The organism is Kitasatospora sp. NPDC002040, from assembly GCF_040296785.1.
Lineage (GTDB): Bacteria > Actinomycetota > Actinomycetes > Streptomycetales > Streptomycetaceae > Kitasatospora.
On sequence record NZ_JBEOXV010000014.1, the window covers coordinates 16,771 to 39,975 of the forward strand.

At 70.2% G+C, this 23,205-nt stretch carries 24 protein-coding genes; 16 read left to right on the forward strand and 8 right to left on the reverse strand.

Annotated features, from left to right (window positions below):
* Nucleotides 1-77: 77 nt before the first annotated feature.
* Nucleotides 78-227, reverse strand: a complete 150-nt coding sequence (locus tag ABT118_RS25215) for a hypothetical protein (RefSeq protein ID WP_350673036.1) — start codon at nt 225-227, stop codon at nt 78-80.
* Nucleotides 228-307: 80 nt separating this feature from the next.
* Between ABT118_RS25215 and ABT118_RS25220 the strand changes: the two genes are divergently transcribed.
* Entirely contained in the window at nt 308-1,021 is a 714-nt protein-coding gene (locus ABT118_RS25220; protein ID WP_350673037.1) for a hypothetical protein, read from the forward strand.
* A gap of 60 nt (nt 1,022-1,081) precedes the next feature.
* Here the strand turns inward: ABT118_RS25220 and ABT118_RS25225 are convergent, their stop codons facing one another.
* From ABT118_RS25225 to ABT118_RS25235, 3 genes are all read right to left on the reverse strand, one after another.
* The gene (locus ABT118_RS25225; protein ID WP_350673039.1) at nt 1,082-1,825 is read right to left on the reverse strand and encodes an SOS response-associated peptidase; all 744 of its coding nucleotides are present in this window, start codon (nt 1,823-1,825) and stop codon (nt 1,082-1,084) included.
* Nucleotides 1,826-2,302: 477 nt separating this feature from the next.
* Nucleotides 2,303-2,830, reverse strand: coding sequence for a ferredoxin (locus tag ABT118_RS25230; protein WP_350673041.1), 528 nt, complete (start codon nt 2,828-2,830; stop codon nt 2,303-2,305).
* A 264-nt stretch (nt 2,831-3,094) separates the two neighbouring features.
* The gene (locus tag ABT118_RS25235) at nt 3,095-3,841 is read right to left on the reverse strand and encodes an NUDIX hydrolase (RefSeq protein WP_350673043.1); all 747 of its coding nucleotides are present in this window, start codon (nt 3,839-3,841) and stop codon (nt 3,095-3,097) included.
* A 558-nt stretch (nt 3,842-4,399) separates the two neighbouring features.
* Between ABT118_RS25235 and ABT118_RS25240 the strand changes: the two genes are divergently transcribed.
* Both ABT118_RS25240 and ABT118_RS25245 read left to right on the forward strand, forming a co-directional pair.
* Nucleotides 4,400-4,729 carry a trypco2 family protein gene (locus ABT118_RS25240; RefSeq protein WP_350673047.1) on the forward strand — a complete coding sequence of 110 codons (330 nt, stop codon included), beginning with the start codon at nt 4,400-4,402 and terminating at the stop codon, nt 4,727-4,729.
* A gap of 49 nt (nt 4,730-4,778) precedes the next feature.
* Nucleotides 4,779-7,976 (forward strand): tetratricopeptide repeat protein, encoded by a 3,198-nt coding sequence (locus tag ABT118_RS25245; RefSeq protein WP_350673049.1) that lies wholly within the window; start codon nt 4,779-4,781, stop codon nt 7,974-7,976.
* 299 nt (nt 7,977-8,275) lie between these two features.
* On the opposite strand, the gene ABT118_RS25250 is transcribed toward ABT118_RS25245, so the two are convergent.
* Together ABT118_RS25250 and ABT118_RS25255 are read right to left on the reverse strand one after the other, a co-directional pair.
* Nucleotides 8,276-8,842 carry a GNAT family N-acetyltransferase gene (locus ABT118_RS25250; protein ID WP_350673051.1) on the reverse strand — a complete coding sequence of 189 codons (567 nt, stop codon included), beginning with the start codon at nt 8,840-8,842 and terminating at the stop codon, nt 8,276-8,278.
* An 11-nt stretch (nt 8,843-8,853) separates the two neighbouring features.
* Complete coding sequence (locus ABT118_RS25255; RefSeq protein ID WP_502884663.1) at nt 8,854-10,173, reverse strand: NsdA family TPR-like regulatory protein; 1,320 nt, start codon at nt 10,171-10,173, stop codon at nt 8,854-8,856.
* A gap of 343 nt (nt 10,174-10,516) precedes the next feature.
* Here ABT118_RS25255 and ABT118_RS25260 point away from each other — a divergent pair, with 343 nt between their 5' ends.
* Entirely contained in the window at nt 10,517-11,419 is a 903-nt protein-coding gene (locus ABT118_RS25260) for a TauD/TfdA family dioxygenase (RefSeq protein ID WP_350673056.1), read from the forward strand.
* 47 nt (nt 11,420-11,466) lie between these two features.
* On the opposite strand, the gene ABT118_RS25265 is transcribed toward ABT118_RS25260, so the two are convergent.
* The gene (locus ABT118_RS25265) at nt 11,467-12,240 is read right to left on the reverse strand and encodes a glycosyltransferase family 2 protein (RefSeq protein WP_350673060.1); all 774 of its coding nucleotides are present in this window, start codon (nt 12,238-12,240) and stop codon (nt 11,467-11,469) included.
* Nucleotides 12,241-12,271: 31 nt separating this feature from the next.
* Here ABT118_RS25265 and ABT118_RS25270 point away from each other — a divergent pair, with 31 nt between their 5' ends.
* The 5 genes from ABT118_RS25270 (at nt 12,272) to ABT118_RS25290 (ending at nt 16,720) form a co-directional block, all read left to right on the forward strand.
* A complete protein-coding gene (locus ABT118_RS25270) occupies nt 12,272-13,525 on the forward strand; it encodes a nucleotide sugar dehydrogenase (RefSeq protein ID WP_350673064.1) in 1,254 nt (417 codons plus the stop codon).
* A 42-nt stretch (nt 13,526-13,567) separates the two neighbouring features.
* Nucleotides 13,568-14,950, forward strand: a complete 1,383-nt coding sequence (locus tag ABT118_RS25275) for a hypothetical protein (protein ID WP_350673067.1) — start codon at nt 13,568-13,570, stop codon at nt 14,948-14,950.
* The gene (locus ABT118_RS25280; protein WP_350673068.1) at nt 14,947-16,098 is read left to right on the forward strand and encodes a glycosyltransferase family 4 protein; all 1,152 of its coding nucleotides are present in this window, start codon (nt 14,947-14,949) and stop codon (nt 16,096-16,098) included. The genes ABT118_RS25275 and ABT118_RS25280 overlap by 4 nt, the downstream gene beginning before the upstream one ends.
* A gap of 89 nt (nt 16,099-16,187) precedes the next feature.
* Complete coding sequence (locus ABT118_RS25285) at nt 16,188-16,370, forward strand: helix-turn-helix domain-containing protein (RefSeq protein ID WP_350673070.1); 183 nt, start codon at nt 16,188-16,190, stop codon at nt 16,368-16,370.
* Between the two features lie 65 nt (nt 16,371-16,435).
* Nucleotides 16,436-16,720, forward strand: coding sequence for a hypothetical protein (locus ABT118_RS25290; protein WP_350673072.1), 285 nt, complete (start codon nt 16,436-16,438; stop codon nt 16,718-16,720).
* Nucleotides 16,721-16,996: 276 nt separating this feature from the next.
* Here ABT118_RS25290 and ABT118_RS25295 read toward each other — a convergent pair whose 3' ends face one another.
* Entirely contained in the window at nt 16,997-17,812 is an 816-nt protein-coding gene (locus ABT118_RS25295; RefSeq protein ID WP_350673073.1) for a hypothetical protein, read from the reverse strand.
* A gap of 267 nt (nt 17,813-18,079) precedes the next feature.
* Between ABT118_RS25295 and ABT118_RS25300 the strand changes: the two genes are divergently transcribed.
* The 7 genes from ABT118_RS25300 (at nt 18,080) to ABT118_RS25330 (ending at nt 23,204) form a co-directional block, all read left to right on the forward strand.
* Nucleotides 18,080-18,873 (forward strand): IS5 family transposase gene (locus ABT118_RS25300; RefSeq protein WP_502884670.1). Its coding sequence is split into 2 segments (ribosomal slippage): nt 18,080-18,413 and nt 18,413-18,873, totalling 795 coding nucleotides; the frame shifts between segments, so codons are not numbered across the junction.
* 384 nt (nt 18,874-19,257) lie between these two features.
* Nucleotides 19,258-19,458, forward strand: a complete 201-nt coding sequence (locus ABT118_RS25305; RefSeq protein WP_350673075.1) for a helicase associated domain-containing protein — start codon at nt 19,258-19,260, stop codon at nt 19,456-19,458.
* Nucleotides 19,459-19,489: 31 nt separating this feature from the next.
* Nucleotides 19,490-19,966: a hypothetical protein gene (locus ABT118_RS25310; protein ID WP_350673077.1), complete on the forward strand. Its 477-nt coding sequence runs from the start codon at nt 19,490-19,492 to the stop codon at nt 19,964-19,966.
* A gap of 282 nt (nt 19,967-20,248) precedes the next feature.
* Nucleotides 20,249-20,740: a plasmid transfer protein KilB gene (gene kilB / locus ABT118_RS25315; protein ID WP_350673078.1), complete on the forward strand. Its 492-nt coding sequence runs from the start codon at nt 20,249-20,251 to the stop codon at nt 20,738-20,740.
* On the forward strand, nt 20,737-21,198 hold the full coding sequence (locus tag ABT118_RS25320) for a helix-turn-helix domain-containing protein (RefSeq protein WP_350673081.1): 462 nt from the start codon (nt 20,737-20,739) through the stop codon (nt 21,196-21,198). The genes kilB and ABT118_RS25320 overlap by 4 nt, the downstream gene beginning before the upstream one ends.
* Nucleotides 21,195-21,563 (forward strand): hypothetical protein, encoded by a 369-nt coding sequence (locus tag ABT118_RS25325; protein WP_350673083.1) that lies wholly within the window; start codon nt 21,195-21,197, stop codon nt 21,561-21,563. Before ABT118_RS25320 ends, ABT118_RS25325 begins: the two co-directional genes overlap by 4 nt.
* A 270-nt stretch (nt 21,564-21,833) precedes the next feature.
* The gene (locus ABT118_RS25330; protein ID WP_350673085.1) at nt 21,834-23,204 is read left to right on the forward strand and encodes an SMI1/KNR4 family protein; all 1,371 of its coding nucleotides are present in this window, start codon (nt 21,834-21,836) and stop codon (nt 23,202-23,204) included.
* Nucleotide 23,205: the final 1 nt, after the last annotated feature.

Consider the following 23,205-nt stretch of genomic DNA (forward strand, 5'->3'; position numbering starts at 1 on the left):
CCGGAACCTGCCCCCGTTCGCCACCGGGCCGACCGCGACCCCCTGGCCGATTGGCGACCGCTCGCTGCCGGGGCTGCTCAGCCCGCTGACGATTCCTCAGGAACAAGCCGGGCCCACCACCGCTCCCAGAGTTCCCGGGCGGCGGCGAGCCCATGTTCGGCTCCGTCCGCGAGCAGGTCCTGCGCCTGGCGGCTGACCTCGTCGGCGGGCATGTCGGCAGTGATCATGCCGGGACAACGCCGTTGCGGGCCGGTGGGTCACGAATTTCACCCGAGGCGGCGGATCTTCGTGCGGCATCATTTGCGAGGTGACCTTGACGCAGCCTGATGACCTGATCACCCGCCTGATTGAGGCCGAGAAGCCCGCCGATGCCGTCCATGCCGGGGCCGCTTGCCTGGCTGGGATGCTCGACGGGTTCGGGTGGGTCAGGTCTCGGCATTCGCTGGAGCGCCGAAAGTCGGTGCGTCGGGAGGTGCTCCGCCTTGAGAAAAGTAAGTGGAACCGATCGGGACACTTGATCAAGTTCACAGTGGCGAGCCTGACCGTCTTCGACGACGACCTGGGCCGGTGGCGCCGGGCCAACCCCGAGTTGACCGTTCGCCGACCCGAATCCATGGAGTCGATCGTCTGCCACTCCAGCTTCCTCGACATACCCGGTCAGCACTTCGTGGTGCTCACCCAGCCCGAGGAGCGCCCGACGAAACTGGAGCGGTTCGCAGCTCACCTTCGTGACACCGCGCTCCCGTGGTTCGCCAGTACCGCCGATCCCGAGCAGACGCCGCGGACAGCTCCTGATCCCCTTCTCACCGGGTGGGGGTTCGCGCAGGATCTGGCCGAATTCCTTGTCAGCACCGGCCACCACCCGCAGGCGCAGGCGCTCTGGAGGAGAGTCCAGGAACGCCAGCCGGCCCATCAGCAAGCGTTCGCGGCAGGCCGGGGCATGGCCGGGACACAAGAGCGACCCCGTTGGCACACACCCGAGGCCCTCGGGTGGAGCGCCTCCGTCCTTGGTCTGCTGTAGGAGCCCCGTGCGGCGGGTCAGGGCCTTAGCCACAGGCCGTATTGCGCCGGCAAGGCGCGCTCAGGCGGGCAGGGGGTCCTCGACCTTGGTCAGGAGGCTGACCCCGTCATTGCGGACGCTGTTGACGTCGGTGCTGACCGCGGTGACGGTGAGCTCGGTGCCGGAGGGGGTGTGCAGGAGCGCGCGGAGACTGTCGGGGTCGGTGTGGTCGGGGTCGAGCCAGGCGTCGCGGTTGGCGGCGGTGATGGTCAGCGGCATGCGGTCGTGGACGCGGCCGGCGGCGTCGGTCGCCTCGGTGGTGATGATGGTGCAGGTGGTGAGCCAGGCCAGGGGGTCGTCGTCGGGACGGGTCCTGTCCTTCCAGAACTCGTAGAGCCCAGCCATGCCCAGCAGACTCCCATCGGCCGCGGCGAGATAGTAGGGCTGCTTGTACGGTTTGCCGGCCGGCCCGCCCGGGGCCTGGCGCCACTCGTAGTAGCCGTCGCCGGGGATGATGCACCTCCGCGCGGCGAAGGCGCGCCTGAAGGACGGCTTCTCGTGGACGGTCTCAACACGGGCGTTGATCATCCGTGCGCCGCCTGACGGGTCCTTCGCCCAGGACGGTACGAGGCCCCAGCGCAGCGCCCGGACCTGCCGGGCGATCTCCCCGCTGTCTCTGTCCAAGCGCTCCAGCACCGTCAGGACATCGCGGGTCGGCGCGATGTTCCAGCTCGGGACGAAGCCGGTGTCGGACAAGGCCGTCGAGGCGTCGAAGAGACGGGCCAGGTCGACCGGCCCGGTGGTAGAGACGAACCTTCCGCACATGGCCAAAGCGTTGCACAGCAACGGCCAACTGCCACGGGCCGGGACCGCCATGTCGGCGTCCTGGCGGGTCAGAGCGGCGAGTGTCGGCGGCGGGGCGCAGGGCCCGCCACTGTGAATGGCAAGATCACGGACATGGCATCGCCGGGACAGGTGGAGACGCCGGTGCTGGACGCCGTCTTCGAGCCCGTTCGCACCGGCTAGTGCCATGACCGGGATAGTTCACCGGCTTGGCGGTACGGTCAACCCGTAACTGACTCCCCAGCAGCTCGGACGCGTTGGTGGCGCGTAACTGCGGGTCTCCGCCGGGGCTAGGGCCTACTACAAGCGGCAACGAGCTCGCGGCATCGAATTCAACGCCGCTCTGCGGCAACTCGCCAACCGGCTCGTCGGTATCCTGCACGGCTGTCTCAAAGCCGGTACACCGTACAACGAGGCAACAGCTTGGTCTCAGCGGGCTCACGCGCTCGCCGCGTGAAGCTACAGCTTGGGCAACTGGTCAACGGGTGTGGGGGACCGCCGCTCTTCCAGCCAGTAGAGGTAGATCCGCAGGTCAGTTGCCAGATCACCGGCGATGTAGAGCTCGAAGTCGCGAACGGCGGCGGCTATGTCTTGGCCTGCCCAGGTATCGCCCTCATCCCACTTGCTCCGCTGATCGGACAGGTATTGCACGACCTGGTTGCGGTTGCGCCACCACTCACGGACCGTTTCCGGTGTCCATCGCGAGTCGCCGTCACAGCCGTACCCGAGGAACGGGTCGTCGTCTGCCGCGTCTACCAGCAGGGCCGTCTCCGCAGGCGTTCTGGGCTGGCGGTAGACGTACTCGCTGAGGTACTCGCCTCCGTAGAGGACGTGGGCGGGCGCCGAGAGCCGTCCCGTCCAGCAGGTGTCGGTCTCCCCGCCGTAGAAGGGCCCGGGGACGTTGAGCCAGAGTCGGTCTTCCCAACGGCCCTGAAAGGCATCGCGGTCGTTGCCGAGGATGGCCAGCGGGTCGAAGTAGAGCGTCATCCGTCGAGACTAGGGCATCCGTTCGAGCCGAGCGGCGGACCGCCGACGGGTAGGGGACTGCCCGGTCCCCCTGGGGTCACACACTTGCCGTTTGACTCTCCAGCTCAGGGGATGTCTGTCCGGGAGCTGGTCGATCCGGGGCTGAGGGATTGGTCCTCCCAGGTACAGCCGAACGACGGGGTCGGACCACAGTGTCCTCAGCAGCAGATGATCACCCACCTCGACAGGGCGTAGCCGAAGCCGGGCGATGGTGAGAACTGTCGGTTAGTTGGCGGCCGGTCGCATGGTCGAGCCAGCGGCGGTTACCTGCGCTGTCCACCGGGCGAGCAGCGGGGCCAGGTAGTCCACGGTGGGTCCGAGAGCGGCCAACTTCTGTGCGGAGTCCACGATCTCGATCTGCTCCAGTTCCGGTTCGACGCCGTCGCCCAGGGAGGACAGCAGCTCCCGGTGGTGTCGACGCACCAGGGTTTCGGGCAGTGGCCGGCTCGCGAAGTGGATTCCGACGTTGCCGTGCTCGCCGCGCGACACCGCCCACAGCTTCAGGGTGTCGGCTTCGACCTTCAGTCCGACTTCCTCGGCGAGTTCGCGAGCGGCGTGATGGCGAAGCGAGTCCAGGTCGAGGGGCTGCTCGGCCGGCGAGGGTTCGACGGAGCCGCCGGGGAGTTGCCAACGGCCCGGGTGCGCTGTCCATCCCGCCCCGCGCCTCACCACCAGGCCGCCGCCGAGCACCGGCTGCAGGACGGTGACGAAGACCGAAGACGGTTTCCAGCCTGCGCTGCGGATCCGGCGCAGTGCGCGGTACCGGTAGGTGACCGGGGCCCAGGACAAGGCCAGCCGGCCCGAAGGGTCGGCCTGCAGCGAGACGCAGGCGACCGCCGGCCCGTCGAACAGGGCCGGGTTCGCGGCGGTCTCCCGGTCCCAGATCCGGTCCATGGCGTAGCGTTCCTCGGCCGAGACGGAAGGCATGGCGGCTTCGACCAGCTCCAGGTGCCGGGCGTCGAAGAACTCCACGGCGGGGTTCACCGCAGGGCGCCGGACGCGTGGGTGCCTGCGCTGCGAGGAAGGTGCGGGTTAGGCCGGCATCTCGTCGGCCCGACCTTGCCGTGAACGACAATCCGGCATCGGTGGGTCGTTCAAAAGATCCGCTGACCTGCAGGTACGCCGTGGGATGGGAGTCGACTCCCCGGGGGAGTAAAGATCATTCCCCGTATGCTTCATTTGCTGAACTATCTGGTCCGACGGATGGCTCGATCAGCTCGTTGCCATCGCGCGTGGTCGCCGCGAAAGGGAGGCCGTCCGTCAGTGCCCGACACCCAGGCTCGTGCCGTCGTCGGTCGTGGCTGGCCGGGTAGTTGATTCACTGGACAGGCCTCGCGATGATGACCGCCGTTGCGGGCATGCCGTAGGTCGACAGTATCGGGCGGCATGGCGTCGGCGTCGGCCGTGGTGGGAGGCAGGGGCCCGAATTCGGACGTGCCCCATGCTCTCCAGTGTTTGGCCGGCTGGCGGCGGGCAAGGAATCGGGGGATCCGGGCCGGGCAACGGCCAGACGGCAACAGGGGGTTGGGCATGGCTGATGCGCGCGGTGCGGATGAGCAGGGGATGGACCTGGCGGACGCGGTCACCCTGCTGCGAGACCAGATCGCTGAAGCCCAGAGCCGCATCGCGGACCCCGCAGGGCCGGGCGAGAGGGGCGTGCTGTTCACGCTGGGGGAGATCACGGTCGAGCTCGGGCTGGAACTGACCCGCAGCACCGGTGTCAACGGCGGGCTGCGCTGGAGTGTGATCAGCCTCGGCGGGAAGAAGGAGAGCAGCACGAAGGAGTCCCACAAGCTGACGGTGAGGCTGAACCCGCACACGCCGAGCGGCGGTGACGTGAACATCAGCGACGAGGAATAGCACCTCGACGGGAGCAGGTGACCGGTGACCGGAATTCGGGGAGGCAAAATTGGAATACGACCGCCGGGTGCAGATCCGGGTGGACCGTCTGAAGGGCGGGCGGAAGGTAACGGGTTTCGGGTCGGGCTACCTGGTCGCGCCACGCCTGGTGCTGACCGCCGCCCACGTTGTGGATGACGCGGACCCGACCGTCACGGCGCCAGTGCGAGTGAGCCTGCCCGGCGCGGGCGAGAACGAGTTCACCGCGACCGTGCGCTGGCGACGCCAGGACGGCACGGTGGACGCCGCGCTGATCGAAATCCCAGAAAGCCACGAATGGCGAATACCGCCGTCCCTTGGTGACCTGCTCACCCGACCGCCCCAGCGATACGGCCTGATCATCGGTCACCGCCCTCAGCCGGTGATCGCGACCGGCTTTCCCCGCCTGCAAAAGGACTCCGAGGACGGCCGCCGCCTGGACGAGCAGCTCAACGGGCATATCGCTCCGGGAACCGGCGCCCTCGCAGGCCGTTACGAGATCTCCAGCATCGACCCCACCCCGAGCACCGGGACCGCAGGCGGGACACGCTGGTCAGGGATGTCCGGCGCCAGCGTCCTCACCGAGGACGGCTTCAGCGGCGACCTGCTGTGCGGAGTCGTACGCCGCGACCGACTCGCCGACGGCGGCACCCGTCTGACCGCCACCACCGCCGCCAGTCTCCTCGCCGACAGCACCTTCCGCGCCCTGGTCACCGAGCACACCGGCTGGGAACCCGTCCTCGAACCCATCGAGCCGGCGCACCTGCTCACCCCCGCTGCAGTCGAGCGCAACTTCCGCTCCCCAGCCGCGCTGCTGCGCGCCGACGCCGAGGCTGTCACCTTCCATGGCCGAGACACCGACCTCGCCAACCTGAAAGCGTGGTGCGAGAACGGTCCGCCCTCGATCTCGATACGGGTCATCACCGGTCCCGGCGGCCAGGGAAAGACCCGCCTCGCCCGCCGCCTGACAGACACTCTTGGCCGGCACGGCTGGGTCACCGGCCACCTGCGCTCCGATCTCACCGACGACCCCACGCTCGACGGCAGCCCACCCGACTTCACCACTCTCAACACCGCCCTTCCCCTCCTCCTGGTCGTCGACTACGCCGAGACCCGGCCCCGACTGCTACGCCGCCTGATCACCCACCTCCACCTCTCCCGGCACCGGGTCCGCGTGCTGCTGCTCGCCCGGTCCGACGGTCAGTGGCGCACCGGGTCCCTTCAGGCCGTGCCCGCCGTACGGGACCTCTTCGAGGAAGCGCCGGTCATTCCGCTCGCTCCACTCAGCCCCGCCGGCCAACCCGTCGGCGAACGACAGCGGGCTTATCACCGCGCCGCTGCCGATCTGGCCCGGTTCCTGCCGCTGGTCCCGACCCTTCCCACGTACGACTGGGTGTCCCTCGCGGCCCGACTCAGGCCTCCCGAAGACCTGCACGACCTCCGTTACGACAACGTCCTTACCCTGCAGATGACCGCGCTGGTCAGCCTTCTACAGCACGGACCCCTCCCCGTCGAAGAGGTCCCGGGCGCCCCGCCGGAGCGCACCCTCCTCAAGCACGAGGACCGCTTCTGGGAGGCCAGCGCTAATGCGCCGACCCACCGCCTCGACCTCGACGCCTCGACGCTGGGCGCCGCCGTCGCGGTCGCCGTGCTGTGCGGAGCCGCCACTCGGGACAATGCACTTCAGGTGATCGCCAGCCTCCCCGGCCTGCCCGCCCACCAGGCGGAAGCCATCGTGGACTGGCTCGCGATGCTGTACCCCGCGATCGGTCACAACTACTGGGGGTCCCTCCACCCCGACCGCGTCGCTGAGTACCACGCCTCCCACGTCCTCGAGAGCGGTGCCATCTCCCTGCCTCCGCTACTCGGGGTGGGTTCTCCTGCCCAGCAGGCCCAGACCATCACTGTCCTGGCCCGCGCCGCCATCGCCCACTACAACAGCGGGCGCGGCAGCGCCAGCGACCGTGTCCTCCAGACTCTCGATGCTGCCCTGGACATCACGCCTATTGCGTTCCAGGCGATCGAAAGTGTCGTCAGTGCGCTGCCATATCCTTCCAGTGTCACTGCGGCCCTAGCCCTGGAGCTGAATGGCGCACTGACGCAGAAAGATCGTGACCGCGCCGCGAGAGACGCCGCCAACAAGCCCAACTTCGCGTACTCGTTGAACAACCTTGGTGTCAGGTTGACCGAGGCAGGGCGCCATGTGGATGCCCTGGAGGCCACTGGCAAGGCTGTGGAGATCTACTACGAACTGGTGGCCACCGACCCCATCACCTACGAACCCGATCTCGCCCGCGCGTTGCTGAATCTCGGCAGCAACCTGTCGCAGGTGGGGCGGCGGCAGGACTCCATGATCGCCTCTGCAAACGCGGTGGAGCTCTACAACCGGCTGGCGGCCGCCAACCCGGATGCCTACGAACCTGAACTCGCGACCGCCGCGTCCAACCTCGCCAACCGGATCTCAGCGGCGGGATACCCCGCCGAAGCTCTGACCTGCGAACAGCAGGCGGTGACCATCCGGCGCAGGCTCGCGGCAGGTAACTCCGCTGCCTACGGTCATCACCTCGCCCACTCGTTGTCCAACCTCGGCACTCACCTGTCTCAGGCCGGGTTTCCTGAGGACGCCCTGGGTGCCGCTTCGGAGGCGGTGGAACTCTGGCACGAGTTGGCCGCGGCCAACCCCGCCGCCTATGAACCAGATCTCGCCCGCGCGCTGTCGAATCTTGGCAGCAGCTTGTCGAACGTAGGACGTCAGGACGACGCCGTGGCCGCCACGTTGCAGTCGGTAGCAATCTACCGCCGCCTGTCGGCCGCTAGTCCTGACGCGCACGAGCCCTCGTTCGCCACCGCGTTGTCCAACCTCGGCAACCACCTGGTGACGCTCAGGCGACCGGCAGAGGCCCTGGCTCCTACCGAGCACGCGGTGGAAATCAGACGCAGGCTGGCAGCCAACAACCCATCCGTCTACGAACCTGCACTCGCCGGCACACTGCATGTCCTGGCAGTGGTGGCCGCGATGAGGGGCGACTATCCCGCAGCTCTACGAGCGACCGAGGAGGCCGCGAACCTCTACAGGCGTCACATCGCCACCTCACCCGGCCTCGACCCCCAACTGCAGACGACGCTCCACCTTGAGAAGCAGGTGATCCAGGCCTTCGCCTTCCAGATGCACGCCGAGATCATGCGCCCGGACAATCAGGAGCCGCGCCCGTCCGGTTCCTCGGACTGACCATGATCCACTGCGCCGAACCAGGCGGCTGAGACAGCTGGCCACGTGGGGCATGGTCTTAGCGCTCGCCGGTCAGCCGTCGAGGCCAAGCACGGTGCGGCCAGCGCTCTCCGGCTGATCGTCGTCGCACACGGCTCGACGGGCTCGGGCCAGCTTGTCCCCGGGCAATGAGGGTGCTGGCGTCGCCCTCACCAGGAGCAGCACATCGGTCGGGCGTCCCGGGGATGAAGGGGCCCCTGTCGAAGGTCATTGTGCTCCTGGCTCTGATCGAGAACGGGTTGCGCCCCGGACGGTGGCAGTCAGCTGGCGTCGCCAGTGCGCAGCAGAAGGAGGTCGAGCACCGGGCCGTCGGCGCCGGCCTGGTACGGGCCGGCGTACCGGTAGCCGAGCTTTCGGTAGAGGCGCTGCTCCGGCCGCTCGCAACCGGGCATGGACAGGAGGGAGACCCACTCCGCTCGCAGTGCCTCCAGTAGGCCCGCGTGTATGCGGGTTCCGGCGCCGAGTCCCTGCCAGCCGCCCCGGACGGCGAGTTCGCAGATCCCCGCCAGCGACGTGGTGGTCTGTGCCTCCCTGGGTTCAATGTGCGGGAGGAGACGCTCGCCGAACCAGTAGTCGGGGCTGCAGCGGAATCCGTAGCCGAACCCGATGATCTGCCCGGCGGCGTACGCGGTGATGAGTGTGAAGGCCTCGTGTTGGGCGTGGCCGGTGATCTGGCGGCGCAGGGTGGCGGGGGTGAACCCGGCTCGTGCGACGTCGTCGTGGCCGGCGTGGGCCTCGGCCCAGACGTCGGCGAGGGTGTCGAGCAGCGGTTCGGCGTCGCTCGCGCCGTAGCGCTGCAGCGTCGGTGGGGAGGGCGGTGTGCTCACGGGCTGGCCCTTCACGCCGCACGGACAGCGGCTCGGTAGGAGTCGAGGTAGGCGGACACGCACCGGACTTCACCGTGGCTCTGGAGAGCACCGGCGATGTCGCGCAGGGATCGGATCAGGCGTTCCGAACGGACATCGGGCAGGTGGACGAGAGCCCGGTGGGCCGCGTCGGTGGCGGCGTCGAGATCCGGCCTGGCCTGTCGGGTGTGGTGCAGGGCAACGTCCGCCGTGTAGAGCGCGCGGTTGCGCGGATGCCCGCTGCCGAACAGCATCACGGCCTGCTCGGCACCCGCCACGGCCCGATCATGCTGCCCCAGGTCAGCGCGGCACAAGGACTCCAGTCCGGACAGCTCAGCAGGGACGAAAAAAGCCAGCCACTGGGGGTCGGCGTCCTGGGGGCCCCTGGCGTAGAGCTCGTACGCCCGCACCAACGCCTGCTCGGCCAGGGTGCGGTCACCCTGCAGCGCCCAGCCGCGGGCCTCGCGCATCGCCAGCAACGCGAGCCAGCGCGGTGAGCCGAGCCCGGACGCTGCCCGCTGCGCGACCTGAGCGGTGGTGACGGCCTCGCGCGGCCGGCCGGTCGCGTGGGCGAGCAGCGACAGGCAGGCGAAGGCGTGGGCCTCCAGTCCCGGGTCATCGGCCTGTCGGGCGTTGGCTAGCGCCTCGGTGTAGAGAGAGCGCGCATCGGCTGGTCTGCCGGCATCGAGGGCGAGCCATCCGGCGGCGACCGACAGCATGCCGGTGGCGGTGTGGAGCTCGCGGCCGAGACCTGCCCCGTAGCGGCCCTCCGCGAGCCAGGAGTAGGCGGTGTGCAGTGCGTTGGTGGCCTGTTGCCCGAGGTCGGCGGATCCGTGGTCGCGGTCCTGGGCGTACAACTGCTGCTCGATCTCCAGCAGGGCCCGCAGGTGGTCCTGGCCCAGGGCCGGGCGGAGGTGGTCGGCGGCCGGAACTGCGGTGGTGAGTACGGCGGCCCCGGCTCCGAGGAGGATGCTGCGTCGGGGCACCACTTCCCCTCCTTGCCCCACTTGTCGGCCAGCCGCAGGCTCTGCCGCAACTCCTACCCGGCGTGCTGGGGGTGTGAAGCCCAGCTCTTCGACGGTTCGGTCGGTCACCCGGTGCAGAAGGCGCCGGTAGCGCGCCTGCGGCCAAGAGGTCATGCCGTCCTCCCAGGTCGCGATCGTCCGGGCCACCAGGTAGACCGTCATGCCGCACTTGGCGCCCTCCGCCACCAGGAACTCGGCGGCCTCGGTGCGGCTCATGCTCCACTCGCGCTCCCGAAGGCGCCGGAAGGTGTCATTCGGTCCGCTCACGTCCGCCCCCTCGGGGTGCACGAGCCCAACAGGTACACCCAGACCGTAGCGATTCAGGCACGCTCAGCGACAGTGCCCGCGATTCGGAAAATCCGGTGCCCGAGGTTCTTCATCAGATTTTCCAGCTCACCTGACATCGCTTCGACGCCCTCCTGAACGGTTCCCTGGTGGACCCAAGGGACCGCGAAACCCGTACTGCCGGTGAGTCCTCGCCAGCGGCCGCTGTTCCTACCTTGAGTCCGGACAGCGAACAGGCGTAGCAGCGATCCACTGCCACGCCCACCGCTGGCCCATCCCTGCCGGACCACCTCCGGCGCCGGACGCCAGCCGCACCCGGCAACCCCACGAGAGAAGGAAGCTCCGCGTGATCATCGAACTTTCGAGCGGCCTCGAAGCCGCCCTGCTCGACCACTCGCTCCCGCCCTGGCACCTGGACGGCTCGTTCCTGTCGCGCTCCACCATCGACGAGTACCGAGCCGGCCTCTCGGCCACCCCGCAGATCGAGGAGACGGTCTCGGCGCTGCGCCACGCCCTGACCGGCGAGGGGGGTGGATACGCCGTGCTGCGCCTGGGCGGCCTCGCACGGGCGATGGGGATGGGCGAGCCGTTCCTGCGGCTGGCGACCGCCTTCGCGGCCGAGGTCGCCGTCCCCTTCTCACCGTTCCCGAAGTGGCCGCTGTGGAAGGACATCGGGGTCAAGCCCGACAAGGACCCGGGGAAGTCCAGCGGGATCGGCTACAACGCGTTCCACATGGACCTGGTCAACGCCACCCAGCCGCCGGACTTCACCACGCTGCTGTGCGTGCGCCGCGACCCGCTCGGCGGCGGCCCCAGCATCCTGTCCGACCCACACACGGCCCTCGCCCGGTTGTCGCAGGAGACGCGGGCCGTGCTGTCGGAGGCGGCCTACCACTACGGCACGTTCTTCGACCTGCACGGAGTCGGCGAGGAGTGCAAGCCGTTCCCAGTCCTGGACAGCGCGGCCGAACCGGGGGAGGGGTTCGTCCGCTTCACCGCCAAGATGCTGGAGCGCTCCCGGCTCGGTACCGAGCACGCCGCCGCCGCCCGGGAGCTCGCGGAGGAGCTGGTCCGGGGGCAGGTGAGGTACATGCTCGAAGCCGGGGACTACCTGATCGTCAATCAGCAGCGCTTCCTGCATGGCCGGGAGGCGTTGCAGAGCGGGCAGGAGAACGTCCCGGAGGCGGAGCGGAGGTTGCTGCTTCAGCTGTTCCTGCGCGACCGGGGCGGTGCCGAGCCGGCCTCGTAGTCGGCGGGCCGCCCTGCTGATCCGGGGCCGGGTGCTTCCGGGGCCGCCTAGATGTGGGACTTGCGCACCGAGTGCCACGCCGCGCCGGCCAGAGCCCGGGTCGACCGGACCAGCCCCAGCCCTTCGTGCTCCCGGTACAGCCGCCAGTTGTGCTCGACCAGGTCGAGCTTGTTGGACGACAGCGACCCCGCCCGGCCGGCCCGGTAGACCGCCAGCGGTTCCTGCAGGCCCCGGGCGGGGTGCCCGTCCCGCATGATCTCCAGCCACAGCGCGTAGTCCTGCCGCTTGGGCATGTCCGGCATCAGCCGCGTGCCGAGCCGTTCACGGGAGTACATGGCGGTCAGGGCCCCGATGTGGTCCTGCACCAGCATGTCCCGGTACGTCACTCGCTCGCGCGCCCTGATCACCCGGCCGTTCGGCACGAAGTCGCGGGCCTCGCCCTCGTAGTCGCCGTCGACCTTGTAGTACGAGGTGAACGTCAGCGGGGCGTCGCCTTCGGCGGCGAACGCGAGCTGCCGCTCCAGCTTCTGGGGCAGCCACATGTCGTCGCTGTCGAGGAAGGCGACGAACTCCCCGCGTGCCCGCTCCAGGGCGAGGTTGCGGGCCCGGGCGGCGCCGCCCTGCTCGGGCGCGGCTTCGGGGAGCACCCGCTCGTCCTCGCCGGCCAGATCCCGCAGCAGGTCCATGGAGCCGTCGCCGGAGGCGTCGTCGGTGACCAGGAGCTCAACGTCGGCGTGAGTCTGCGCGAGGACGGAGCGCACCGACGCGCCGAGGGTGGCCGCCGAGTTGTGGACCGGCATCACCACAGAAACCAGGGGCACAGCAGTGCTCCTCACCCGAATTGGAGTCGTCATGGACGTTGTCGTCGCTGGTCAGGGCTACGTCGGGCTGCCGCTCGCGGTGCGCGCCGCCGAGGTGGGCCACCGCGTCGTCGGCTACGACGTGGACCAGCACCGTATCAAGCAGCTCACCGCCGGTGAGTCGTACGTGGAGGACGTGACCTCCTCCCGGCTGCGCGCGGTCAACGGCTGCGGGGCCTACCGGGCGAGCGCCGACGACGCCGCGCTGGCCGGCTTCGACATCGCGGTGATCACCGTGCCGACCCCGCTGCGGGGCGGAGTGCCCGACGTGTCCTACATCGAGGCCTGCGCCCGGACCCTGGGCGGGCACCTGCGTCCGGGCGCGACGGTGGTGCTGGAGTCGACGACCTACCCGGGAACCACGGAGGAGCTGCTGCTGCCGGTACTGGAGCAGGCCTCGGGCTTGACGGGCGGCGTCGACTTCTTCGCCGGGTTCAGCCCCGAGCGGATCGCCCCCGGAAGCACGCGGTGGTCGTTCGAGGGGACGCCCAAGCTGGTGTCGGGGATCGACGCCGCGTCACTCGAAGTGATCAAGAGCTTCTACGACGGCATCCTCCACACCACCGTGCCGGTGTCGGGCACACGGGAGGCCGAGCTGGCCAAGCTGATCGAGAACACCTTCCGCCTGGTCAACATCTCTCTGGTCAACGAGCTGGCCACGGTCGCCGCCGCCCTGGGCGTGAACGTGTGGGAGGCGATCGACGCCGCCGCGACCAAGCCCTTCGGCTTCATGCGCTTCACCCCGGGCCCCGGGGCCGGTGGTCACTGCCTGCCAGTCGACCCCGCCTTCCTGTCCTGGAAGGTGCAGCAGGAGCTCGGCGCCCCGCTGCGGTTCGTCGAACTGGCCAACGACGTGAACCGGCAGATGCCCGCCCACGTCGTCCAGCGCCTGGTGGACGGGCTCAAGGGGCGCGGCCGGCCCGTCGCCGGGGCCCGGGTCCTGCTCCTCGGCCTGACTTACAAGATCAACGCCACGGACCTGCGCGAGTCGCCGGCCGCCCGCGTCGCCGCGCTCCTCACCGGCCTCGGCGCCCAGGTCCGCGGAGCCGAACCCAACCTCCCCCACGGCACCACCGCGTTGGGCGTACCCCTGGTGGACGCGACCGAGCAGGAGCTCGCGGCCTCGGACGCCGTGGTGCTCCTCATGGACCACGACCGGTTCGACCTCACCGCGGTCGAGAAGCACGCGCGCTACGTCCTCGACTGCCGAAACCGGCTGCGCGGCCCGAACGTGGAAGTCCTCTGAATTCCCCTGGCATCCGTCTGATTCTCTATTCCGGGAGAAAATGTGCGCGACGAATGGGAAAACGCCCACACCGATTACACGGCGCCCCCGCGACGCCCGATTCCCTCATCCCTGGCGGAGAGCGAGAGCGACTGGCGCGACCACCTGGAGACCACCGCCCCCAACGGCTGGCTGCTGCGGTCCAACGCGATGACCGAGGCACTCGCCAGCGGCCGCCCGCTGCACCTGCTGCACGTCACCCGGGGCCTCGACGCCATCCGCGCCAGCCACCAGCTGCACGTCTCCACCGGCTGCCTGGTCGGAGCCCTGTACTGCTCACCCCTCACCAGCCGACCCCAAGGGCTGCGCCCCCACAACCTCGGCGCCTACCTGCTGCGGACCAAGCCCTCCAGCACACCGATGATCTTCGAGGTCACCCCGGACGCCCCCGTCCCGCCCAAGGGCGTCGACTACCTGCACCTGGGCGCCATCCACCTGCGCACCTACCGGGCATATCAGAGCTACCTCACCCCGGCCGAGAACGACCGGATCCACCGCGCCGTGCAGGCCGGCCTGGCCGTTGCCGCCCCGTTCCTCGACCTCGCCCTGCGCAACGCCACCGGGCACATCAGCGCGGCGCCCGCGTTCGTCGACCGGCTCGCCGCCGCCGTGGCGCACGTGCCGTTCCTCGGCTACCTCTACTTCGAGGTCGTGTCCGAGTACCTGATGCTCCACTCCGCCACACCGGAGACCAAGGCCTTCGCCCAGGACGGCGAGCTGAATTCCCTGCTGTTCAAGCGCTTGGCCTTCGCCGCCGTCGACGGGATGGACCAGCTCTTCGACCTGGCCCGCTTCCGCCCCGGCCACCGCCGGCTTGTCGAGCTCGTCGGCGGCATCGAACCGGCGCTCGCCGATGGGGCGGCCGAGTACGTCCGGCGGCGGCTGTCCCACCTGCTCGCCGTCACCGTGCTGCACCCGACGCAGGACGCGGAGCGGGTCGCCTTCGAGGGCGCCGGCCTCGGACCGCTGGCGGTGGTTGCGCCGGGGCTGATCGGCCAGATGGTCTTCCGCGAGATCCGGTACCTGCCCCGCTACCCGCAGCTTTACCACTGCTTCGAGAAGGCGAAGGCACTGGAGGTGTGGGACTTCTGGAACGTGGAGGGAATTCCCACCCCGTTCAACGGAACTCTCCCGAAGGGCGAGATCGGCATCAACCCGGTCTATCCCAGATCGGCGGCCCGGGCGTGGACGGCGAGAATCGACGGCCAGGGGTATCTGCACCCCGATGACGAGGTCGAGGCCGACTTCACGTCGCACCTGGCGGCATGGTGGGCCCCGCCCCGCGAGTGCGGAACCGGAGCCGGCGGATCGCGAGGCGAGCCGGTTCCAGGAGCGCGGGTGCCGACTCCCTCCCAGCGCCTGGCGGCGGACGGGGGCCGGGCATGACCGGCGGCCCTCTGACCGTCCTGACCGGCGTCAACCGCCCCAGCGCGCCCACCTCCGGGGGCATGGTCCTCGTCGGAGACCTCTACCGCGCGATGCCGGCCACCCGGACGGTCTTCCTCGGCCGGACGCCGGCCGCCCAGCAGTGGGTGGCCGCGTTCGACCAGCTGATCACTCTGTCCACGGTGAAGTGCCCGCTCGGCCGGGCCTACGACGCCTACGTCGAGGAGCTGACGGACGAGGTCCGTGCGCTCATCGAGGAGGTCAGGCCGGACGCGATCCACGCCCAGTACCCCGGCCTGGCCCTCAGCCTGGCCCTCACCCGGGCCGCCGTCCGCATTCCGGTCGTCTCCATCGCCCACGGACCTGACGTGATTGCGGCCGAACGCAGCGCGGACGAGCGGGCCCGTCTGGAGGAGGTCGCCGCCGCGAGCGCCGCGATCGTCGCCCCCACCCCCGCACTCGCCGACCGCCTTGACCGCCTCACCAGGCACCGGTTCACTGACCGGCTAACCGTGATCCCCTGGGGCATCCCACTGGAGCGGGCCCGGGCGCGCGACCGGCCGCCGCACCGGTCCGGTCCCCTGTCCCTGGTGCACGCCGGCCGCCTGGACGACAACAAGTCCACGGTGACCGTGATCGAGGCCCTCGCCCTGGCCGGCCAGCGGCACCGCCTGACGGTGATCGGCGAAGGGAGCCTGCGCGGGGACCTGGAGCGGCGGGCGCGCGCTCTGGGCCTCCGCGACCGGGTGGTGTTCGAGCCGTTCCTGCCCCGCGGCGAACTGTGGTCCCGGCTGCCGGGCTTCGATGCCTTCGTCTTCACCACCAAGGGCATCGAGGCGTTCGGGCTCGTCCTCATCGAGGCCCAGGCCCACGCACTGCCCGTCGCCTACTCCGACCTACCCGGCGTTCGGGAGACCCTCGGCGGCGCCGGACTACCGTACGTTCCCGGCGATCCGCACTCACTGGCCCGGGCGCTCGACGAGCTGGGCCAGGACACCGGCCTGCGCGCGGCCCTGGCCGAGGCGGCCGTGAAGAACGCGCGCCGGTACGACATCGCGACTACGGGCCGCCGGCTCCAGGAGCTGACGCTCCGCCTCACCCCCCTGAACCCCGAGGCCGCGACCGCAGCTCCAATTATGATCAGATAATCACTCAACGTCTCTGCTGATCAAGGAAGTTGGTCACGGTAGGCTCAGGCGTGGCGCCGGCCGCGGCCCGGCGCGGGAAGGTGAGGCGGGTGACGGCAGGACGAGGCCGGGCCGAGACCGGAGTCGTGTCCGGCTTCCTGCTGCGGCTGATCCGCGGGAACATCCCGCGCACCCAGAGTGCCTTCGCCGAGGACATCAGCCGCGACGTCGGCAGTGTCCAGGGCTGGGAGTCCGGCCGCCCCCGGCCAACACCCGCACCGGAGACCTCCTGACCCTGCGCCGCCACCTGTCCCTGCTCGGCGCCGACCACGTCCTGCTCTCCCTATTCGGCGCGGCGATGGACGCTGACCGCGTCCTCACCGCGGTCCTGAGCCCGTCCGCCGACCCGGCCGGCCACCCGCTGGCCGGCTGGGTGCAGTCCCGCGAGACCGCGCACCTGGGCGTCGACGCGTTCGACCGGGCCGATGCCGACAGCAATGCCCTGCCCGAGGCCCTGGGCTACTACCAGGCCGGGGTCGCCGTCGTGGAACTGTCGCTGCCGCCCCCGTTCGCTGGTGTCCTCGCGCATGGTCGGAGCTGGACAACCGCCCCTTCCACTAGGCGCTGCACGGCCTCGGGCTGACCTGGTGGCGCTCGGAGAAGCGAGGAAGGCAGTAGAGGTCTTCAGCAACAGCTTGTGGACCAACCCTGACGACAACCAGGGCATCCGCTACCTCATCGGACAGGCCAGGGCGGGAGTCCTGGGACCGTGCCCAGGGGGTCTGACCCGAGCCCAGCTCGGTGGGGAGCGGTTCCTGCCGGCCGCGTACTGGGCGCTGGCCGGGGACGGGCAGCGGGCCTGCCGTGCCTCGGACTTGGGTGCCGGCGGATTGTGACCGCCACCCTGCCGGTTGTGACATCAGGCGTGGCAGTGGAGCCGGACGAGGATGGTGTCGCCGGGAAGGTTCGCAAGGTACGCCTCGCTGCCGTTCCAGACGGCGGGCGTGGGAGGGTCGTGAGGGCAGGAGTCAGGATCACAGGAGGCGTGGACGGCGTTGACGTCGCCCTCCAACCACCAACCGTCCACCGTGAGCACGTCCGTGCTCTGCGGGTTCGACGCAGTGAGCCCACGGATGTACGCGGCACGGGTTCCGTCGAAACCGATCACCGGGTGCTCCAGCGGATCGTCAGGGCCCACGAACCCCAGGTACCCCATGTTGAGGCTGAAGGGGTGGTCGAGGTAGGCCTTGATCAGCGGCTGGTCCCGGTAGGCGGAGAGCATCTCGTCTCCCCATCGGTCATCAGGGAATGCATCCGGATCATTGCGCCAGCGGTCGACGAAGACTGCGAGGCGAACGGCCGGAGGGTGGAGGGCGGACAGGCTGTTCCACAGGTCCCAGGACGCGGCGACCGCGCGCTCGTGGGCGAGGTTCCGCTGCGAGAAATCGAGCAGAGCGCGCGGTCCTCCGGCGCAGACGCCCGGGACGCTGGGACGGAGCGAGCCGTCGTGCCTCGGGTCGTCGTGGATGAGCCTGGGGTCGCTCATGTGTCCGGGGGCGATAGCGAAACCCGTGCCGTCGCTGCCTCCGCGGATGCGGCGTGTGTCCCACATGCCGCGGTCGACGGGGTTGTCAGCCGTGTCCAGATAGAAAGGCGCGAGGGCCTTTCCAAGCGCTCCTTCGATATCGCCTGCGGCCTCGGCCGGCAGACACACCGTCACCCATACGCTGGCCATCACCCCTCCTTGCCCCGTCGGCGAACAGCATGATCGCACGCGTGCCGAGACTCGCCACGAGCTGGGTCGTCTGCCGGCGTTGGGCACGTCGGCAGACAGGCGTAGACAGGAGCCGTGCTGCCCGAACCCGGCTCTCGGTGAACAAAGCCAGGTCGATCAACGGCAACAGCTACCGTCTCAAGAACCGCCTCCAGGCCATCGGACGGGAGAGTGACGTGGACTAATAAGTCATCTCATTTGGGCTTGTAGGCTGCTCGCGTGACGATCGTGGAGCGCCTGGTGCCGGACGAGTTGTGGGAGTTATGCCAGCGGGTGGTGCCGGTAGCACCAACCCGGCCGCAGGGCGGCGGCCGACGGCGCCACGGGGACCGGGGGGTGCTGGCCGCGATCGTGTTCGTCGCCACCTCGGGCTGCACCTGGGCCCAACTACCGCCCTGCTTTGGCCCGTCCGGGCCGACTGCCCACCGCCGGTTCGCGGAGTGGACCGCGGCCCGCGTCTGGGCAAAGCTCTACCGGCCGGTCCTGGACGAACTCGGCGCGCGAGGCGAACTGGACTGGTCCAGGTGCGCGGTCGACTCGGTGAACATGCGTGCCGCGAAAAAGGGGACCTGACGGGTCCGAATCCTGTCGATCGGGGCAAGTTCGGGTCGAAGATCCACTTGCTCACCGAACGCACTGGTTTGCCCATCTCGCTCGCGGTCTCCGGCGCCAACCTGCACGACAGCCAGGCCCTGATCCCGCTCGTCGAGGCGATCCCACCGATCCGCTCACGCCGCGGACCGCGCCGACGCCGGCCCGCAAAGCTGCACGGCGACAAAGCCTACGACCACCGCTTCATCCGCTCCTACCTGCGACAACGGAAGATCGCTCACCGCATTGCCCGCCGAGGCGTCGACTCCTCGGCCCGCCTCGGCCGCCACCGATGGGTGATCGAGCGCACTGTCGCCTGGCTCGGCGGCTTCCGTCGACTCCACCGCCGCTACGAGCGCAAGGGCACCCACTTCGCAGCGTTCGGCACCATCGCCGCCACCCCCATCTGCCATCGCAGAATCACCAAATGAGATGACTTCTAAGGAGCTCAGCACTGTCGCCGCAGCTGCCCTCGTGATCTGGCTCCGTGCCTGATTGGCACGGGAGGGTCTAGTCCAAGCGTTGGAACGGAGTCCGGTGCCAGGGGGCGCCAGGCGCATCCCGCTCAGCAGCCCAGCCAACCGGCAGGTCCGCGAGTTCTCGCATGCTCGAGTTGTGCTCGATCGCTGCCCAGATGCACATGGCCGCACACGCGCCGGTGACATTCGGGTCGTTCACACCATCGCCGACAAGCCAGGAGTTCGCCTCTGTGTGACCAACGTCAGGCCGATCTCACCCCCCATCAGGCCAAGCTCCTCGACGAGCTGGACCCGCTATGGCGGCTGCACCCGGACTGCAACCGCTCCTACCGGCGCATGGTCGCCTACCTCGCGGACGGCGGGACGCTGGCCGGACCGGTGAACCGCACCGGCGGGGAGGCCGACCCGACCTTCCGCCCCGGTAGCTGGCTGGGCAAGCAGGGCAAGGCCCGCACGGCCGGGAAGCTGACGACCCAGCAGATCAGCCTCCTGGACGCCCTGTACGAGCAGCACCGCACGAGTGAACCGACCCGCTGAGCCCCGCCCCACCCGACTGGAGGCAGACCCGATGAACGGCTACGGCCGGTACCTGCTGGCGCAGCACCTCATGGACGCCGGCCACACCCGCGACTACGCCTTGGCGGCCGTCGCCCGGGACGAGTTCGACGTCCTCGACTGGGCGGCCAGCGCCGCGGAGTCGGCCATGTTCGATGGCCCCAGCGACGACTACGACCAGGGGTGGATGGACGGCGCCGCCGCTGTCGAGGAGCGGCTGGTGGTCGAAGCCGAGCGGGCCCGCCTCGAAGCCGCAGCTGGCGGCGTCTCCGTTCCCCCGGAGTCGCCGTCGATCACCCCCGAGCTGGCCGCGCGGGCCGCCGCCCGCGTCGCCGAGCGGAAGGAGCAGCTGGCCCGCGCCATGACCCCCCGAAAGCCGCAGCTGCCCCGCAGGCCGGACGGGCAGCCGTTCGTCGAGGACGAGTACCGGCAGCCCTTGGACGGCGACGGGGAGCCGGTCCAGCTGGCCGTCCACCAGGTCGACGACTAGTCGATGGTCCCGGCTGATCAGGTGACCGCGTTGGTGAGGGGCATGGCCCAACTCTGGAGGCCGTGGCGGGGCGGGGGAGCGCCGCTGGACCTGGAAACCACTGCCCGGCTCTGCCAGTCCCTGGACGACTACGCCGATGCCATCGAAACCGATCTATCCGCTGCCACCGGGCTTCCCAGCGCCCCGCGCTGACACCGGCCCACGGTCAAGGCCCGCCGACGGCGGCCCGCACCGCGCGCCCGCACAGCACATCCGATCGAAGCCGTACACGGAGGGGACCCCATGGACAGCACCGCGATCATCACAATCGGCACCGCACTCGTCGGCGCCGGCGCCGCGCTCGGCGGCACCCTGCTCGGGCACCTTCTGCAGCAGCGGGCCTCCCGCGCCCAGCAGCAGGACCAGAACGCCCAGGCCCGCCGAGCCGAGATCCTCGCGGCAGTGACCGCGCTGGTGAGTGCCCTCGACGACCACCGCCGTGCCCAGATCATCCGGGCACGCGCGCTGGCGCTCAACCCCCGCGACCCCGAGCAGGTCGACCGGGACCACTCCCCGGCCGTCCACGAAACCCGCAGTGCCCTCACCACGCCGCGCCTGACCCTGCGGATGATCTGCCCGGCTCTCACCCCGGCGGCCGAAGCCGCCGTTGCCGCCACCTTCGCCCTGCGCGGCGCCCCCACCCTCACCGAGATCGGCCACCTGCGCGTGCGGGCGAAGGCCGCAGGCGACGTCCTGGTCGAGGACGCCCGCGCCCAACTGGAGATCGCTTCGTGACCCCGCCCGCGGACACCTCGGTGGAGAGCCCGGTGCCGACCGCCCCGCCCGGTGCGGCACGCCGACGGCCCGCACCCCGCGACGACGCCGACGAACGCCGCGCCCTGGCCGACCGCATCCGGGCAGCCAGGCACTCGCTCCGCGCCTCCCAGGACACCATCGCCCGAGCCGCCGGCGTGTCCCGCACGGCGGTCAGCAAGATCGAAAGCGCCCACCGGGGCGTCCAGGCCCTCGAACTGAGGCGACTGGCCACCGCGCTGCGCACCAGCCCGGACTGGCTGCTCGGCCTGGCCGACGAAGGGCTCCCGGATCTGGCGGCCCTGCACCCCGACGACCGCCGCTCCGCCCTGCTGTACGCCGAATTCCTGCTCTGGTTGGCCAACCGATCGCTGGCCACCGCCCGCCCGCCCGCTGAGCGGTGCGGCGCCCCCGGCTCCGCCTTGGAAGGACACCGTTGAACGACCGCCCCAGCGCAGTACCCCTCACCCGCACCTTCACCGTGGCCGAGCTGCAGGAGGCCGGATTCCCCGATGACCTGCCCGAGGGCGATCTCGTCTCGGACGAGCCGATCGGGCCCACCAAGTACGGCCAGAAGCGCCGCGCCGTCTTCTGGTTCGGGGAGGAGGGCGAGGAGAACAACCCGTACCCCTGGCAGCTGGAGTACGAGGCGGAGGTCGCGGATGTCTGGCCGGTCGAGGACTACGGCTTCTTCTTCGGAACGGCCGAGGCCGTCGCCGGTGGCAACAGGGACCGAGAAGGTTCGCCGAGCTGGCGCTGGCGAGCCCTGCGGGGCGGTGGGCACCCAGAGCAGTGCCGTGGCTGATCGGAGGCGGCAGCAGCGGCCCGTCGGCGCCTGCCGACTGCCGATCGCTCTGTCGCAGCCTGCTGACATGATCATCCGAACAGCACGGACGAGGGGACAGGCATGGACCTGACGGTGGAACAGGCGGCACGGCAGATCACGGCGGAGATCGTCGCGCAGGCGCCAGAAGGCTGGACGGAGTGCGTGCTGCGGGCGCACGGGGGCAGGAGGGGCACTGGCATGTACGGCAGCGGGTACGTGGTGCCAAGCCGTCCGGGCTCATACTTCAGCATGCCGTCCCCGCACGAGAGCCTCGCCTCCCTGGCGTCCCGGTTCCGGGACAGCCACGGCTGGGAGGCCATCGCCCTGGAGTTGATCTGCCGACCGTCCGGTGCCTTCGAGCTGGTGGTGTTCCGGGACACGCTGGAGCCCGAGGGCCGCCGCGAGGACGGCTGGACACTGACTCTCGACCCCGACTTCCGGCCGTCCGAACCGGGCACGGCCGACGGCGCAGAACCGTCCGAGCTTTCCCCCGCCGGGGACCCGACGGAGGCGGTCGAGCGGCTGCGGGCCATACTCCGGCAGCACGCCGAACGCTCCAGCACGGAACCGCAGATGCCGGCGCCCGTCACCGAGGGACAGCTCGCCGCCGCGGAGCTCCGCCTCGGGCAGGCACTCCCCGCAGACCTGCGCGCGCTGTACCTAGAGGCCGACGGGGACGGCGGCAGCGAGGCACTGGACGGGTACTGCTGGCTGTCGCTCGACTCGGCGCTGGCCGCACGTGACGAGTACATCGGCGTCCCGACCTGGTTCGGCTGGCATCTCGGCTGGAGCCAGGTCATCTTCGACGCCGACCCTCCGAACACGGTGCGCCGCAGCTCGGGGCATCCAGGCTGGCTCCCGTTCGCCACCTGGTTCGACGGCAACTACTTCGCCGTCGACCTCGCGCCGGCCACGAACGGCCGTCCTGGTCAGGTGATCGAGGTCGGCCGGGACTTCAACCACGGTCCGCGCTACGTGGCTTCTTCTGTCACCGCCTGGCTCGGCCAGGCTCTGGGCCAGCCCGATCCGCACGCCCCGCAGCAGTCCGGGAACGGGTCGTGCCAGTTGGTGGTCTCCGCGCTGGACGACCGGCTCGCGCCGGGCGTCCAGGCGGTTCACCTCAATGACGCCCCGTCACCCGTCGACCTTGGCCCGCTCTCCGCCACCCCGCAGCTGCGGCGCCTGCACCTCAACCGCTGCGCCACCACCGACCTGTCGCCCGTGGCAGCACTCCCCATCCAGGATCTGGCCGTCGGCCTCGCCGCCGAGGCCAACCTCACCCCGCTCACCGGCCACCCGCACCTCACCTCACTCGCCGTCGACTCCGAGACCCCGATCGACCTCGCCCCGCTGCGTACCCTCCCCGCGCTGCGCTCCCTCGACCTATCCTCTTGCGCCACGTCGGACTTGGCGTTGCTGGCCGACCTCCCCGGCCTGCACTACCTCGCCCTCTCCGCCACCCAGTGGACAGCCCTGATCGCCGCCGGCCGCCTCCCCGTCCACCTTGCCGCCGCTCGCACGGCCGGAGCCCCGCCCCTCACCGCCGCGCTCGACCTGCTCGCTGCCCTCGGCGTCGCCACCTCCACCGCCTACCACCTCTCCGGCACCGTCGCCGAATAGC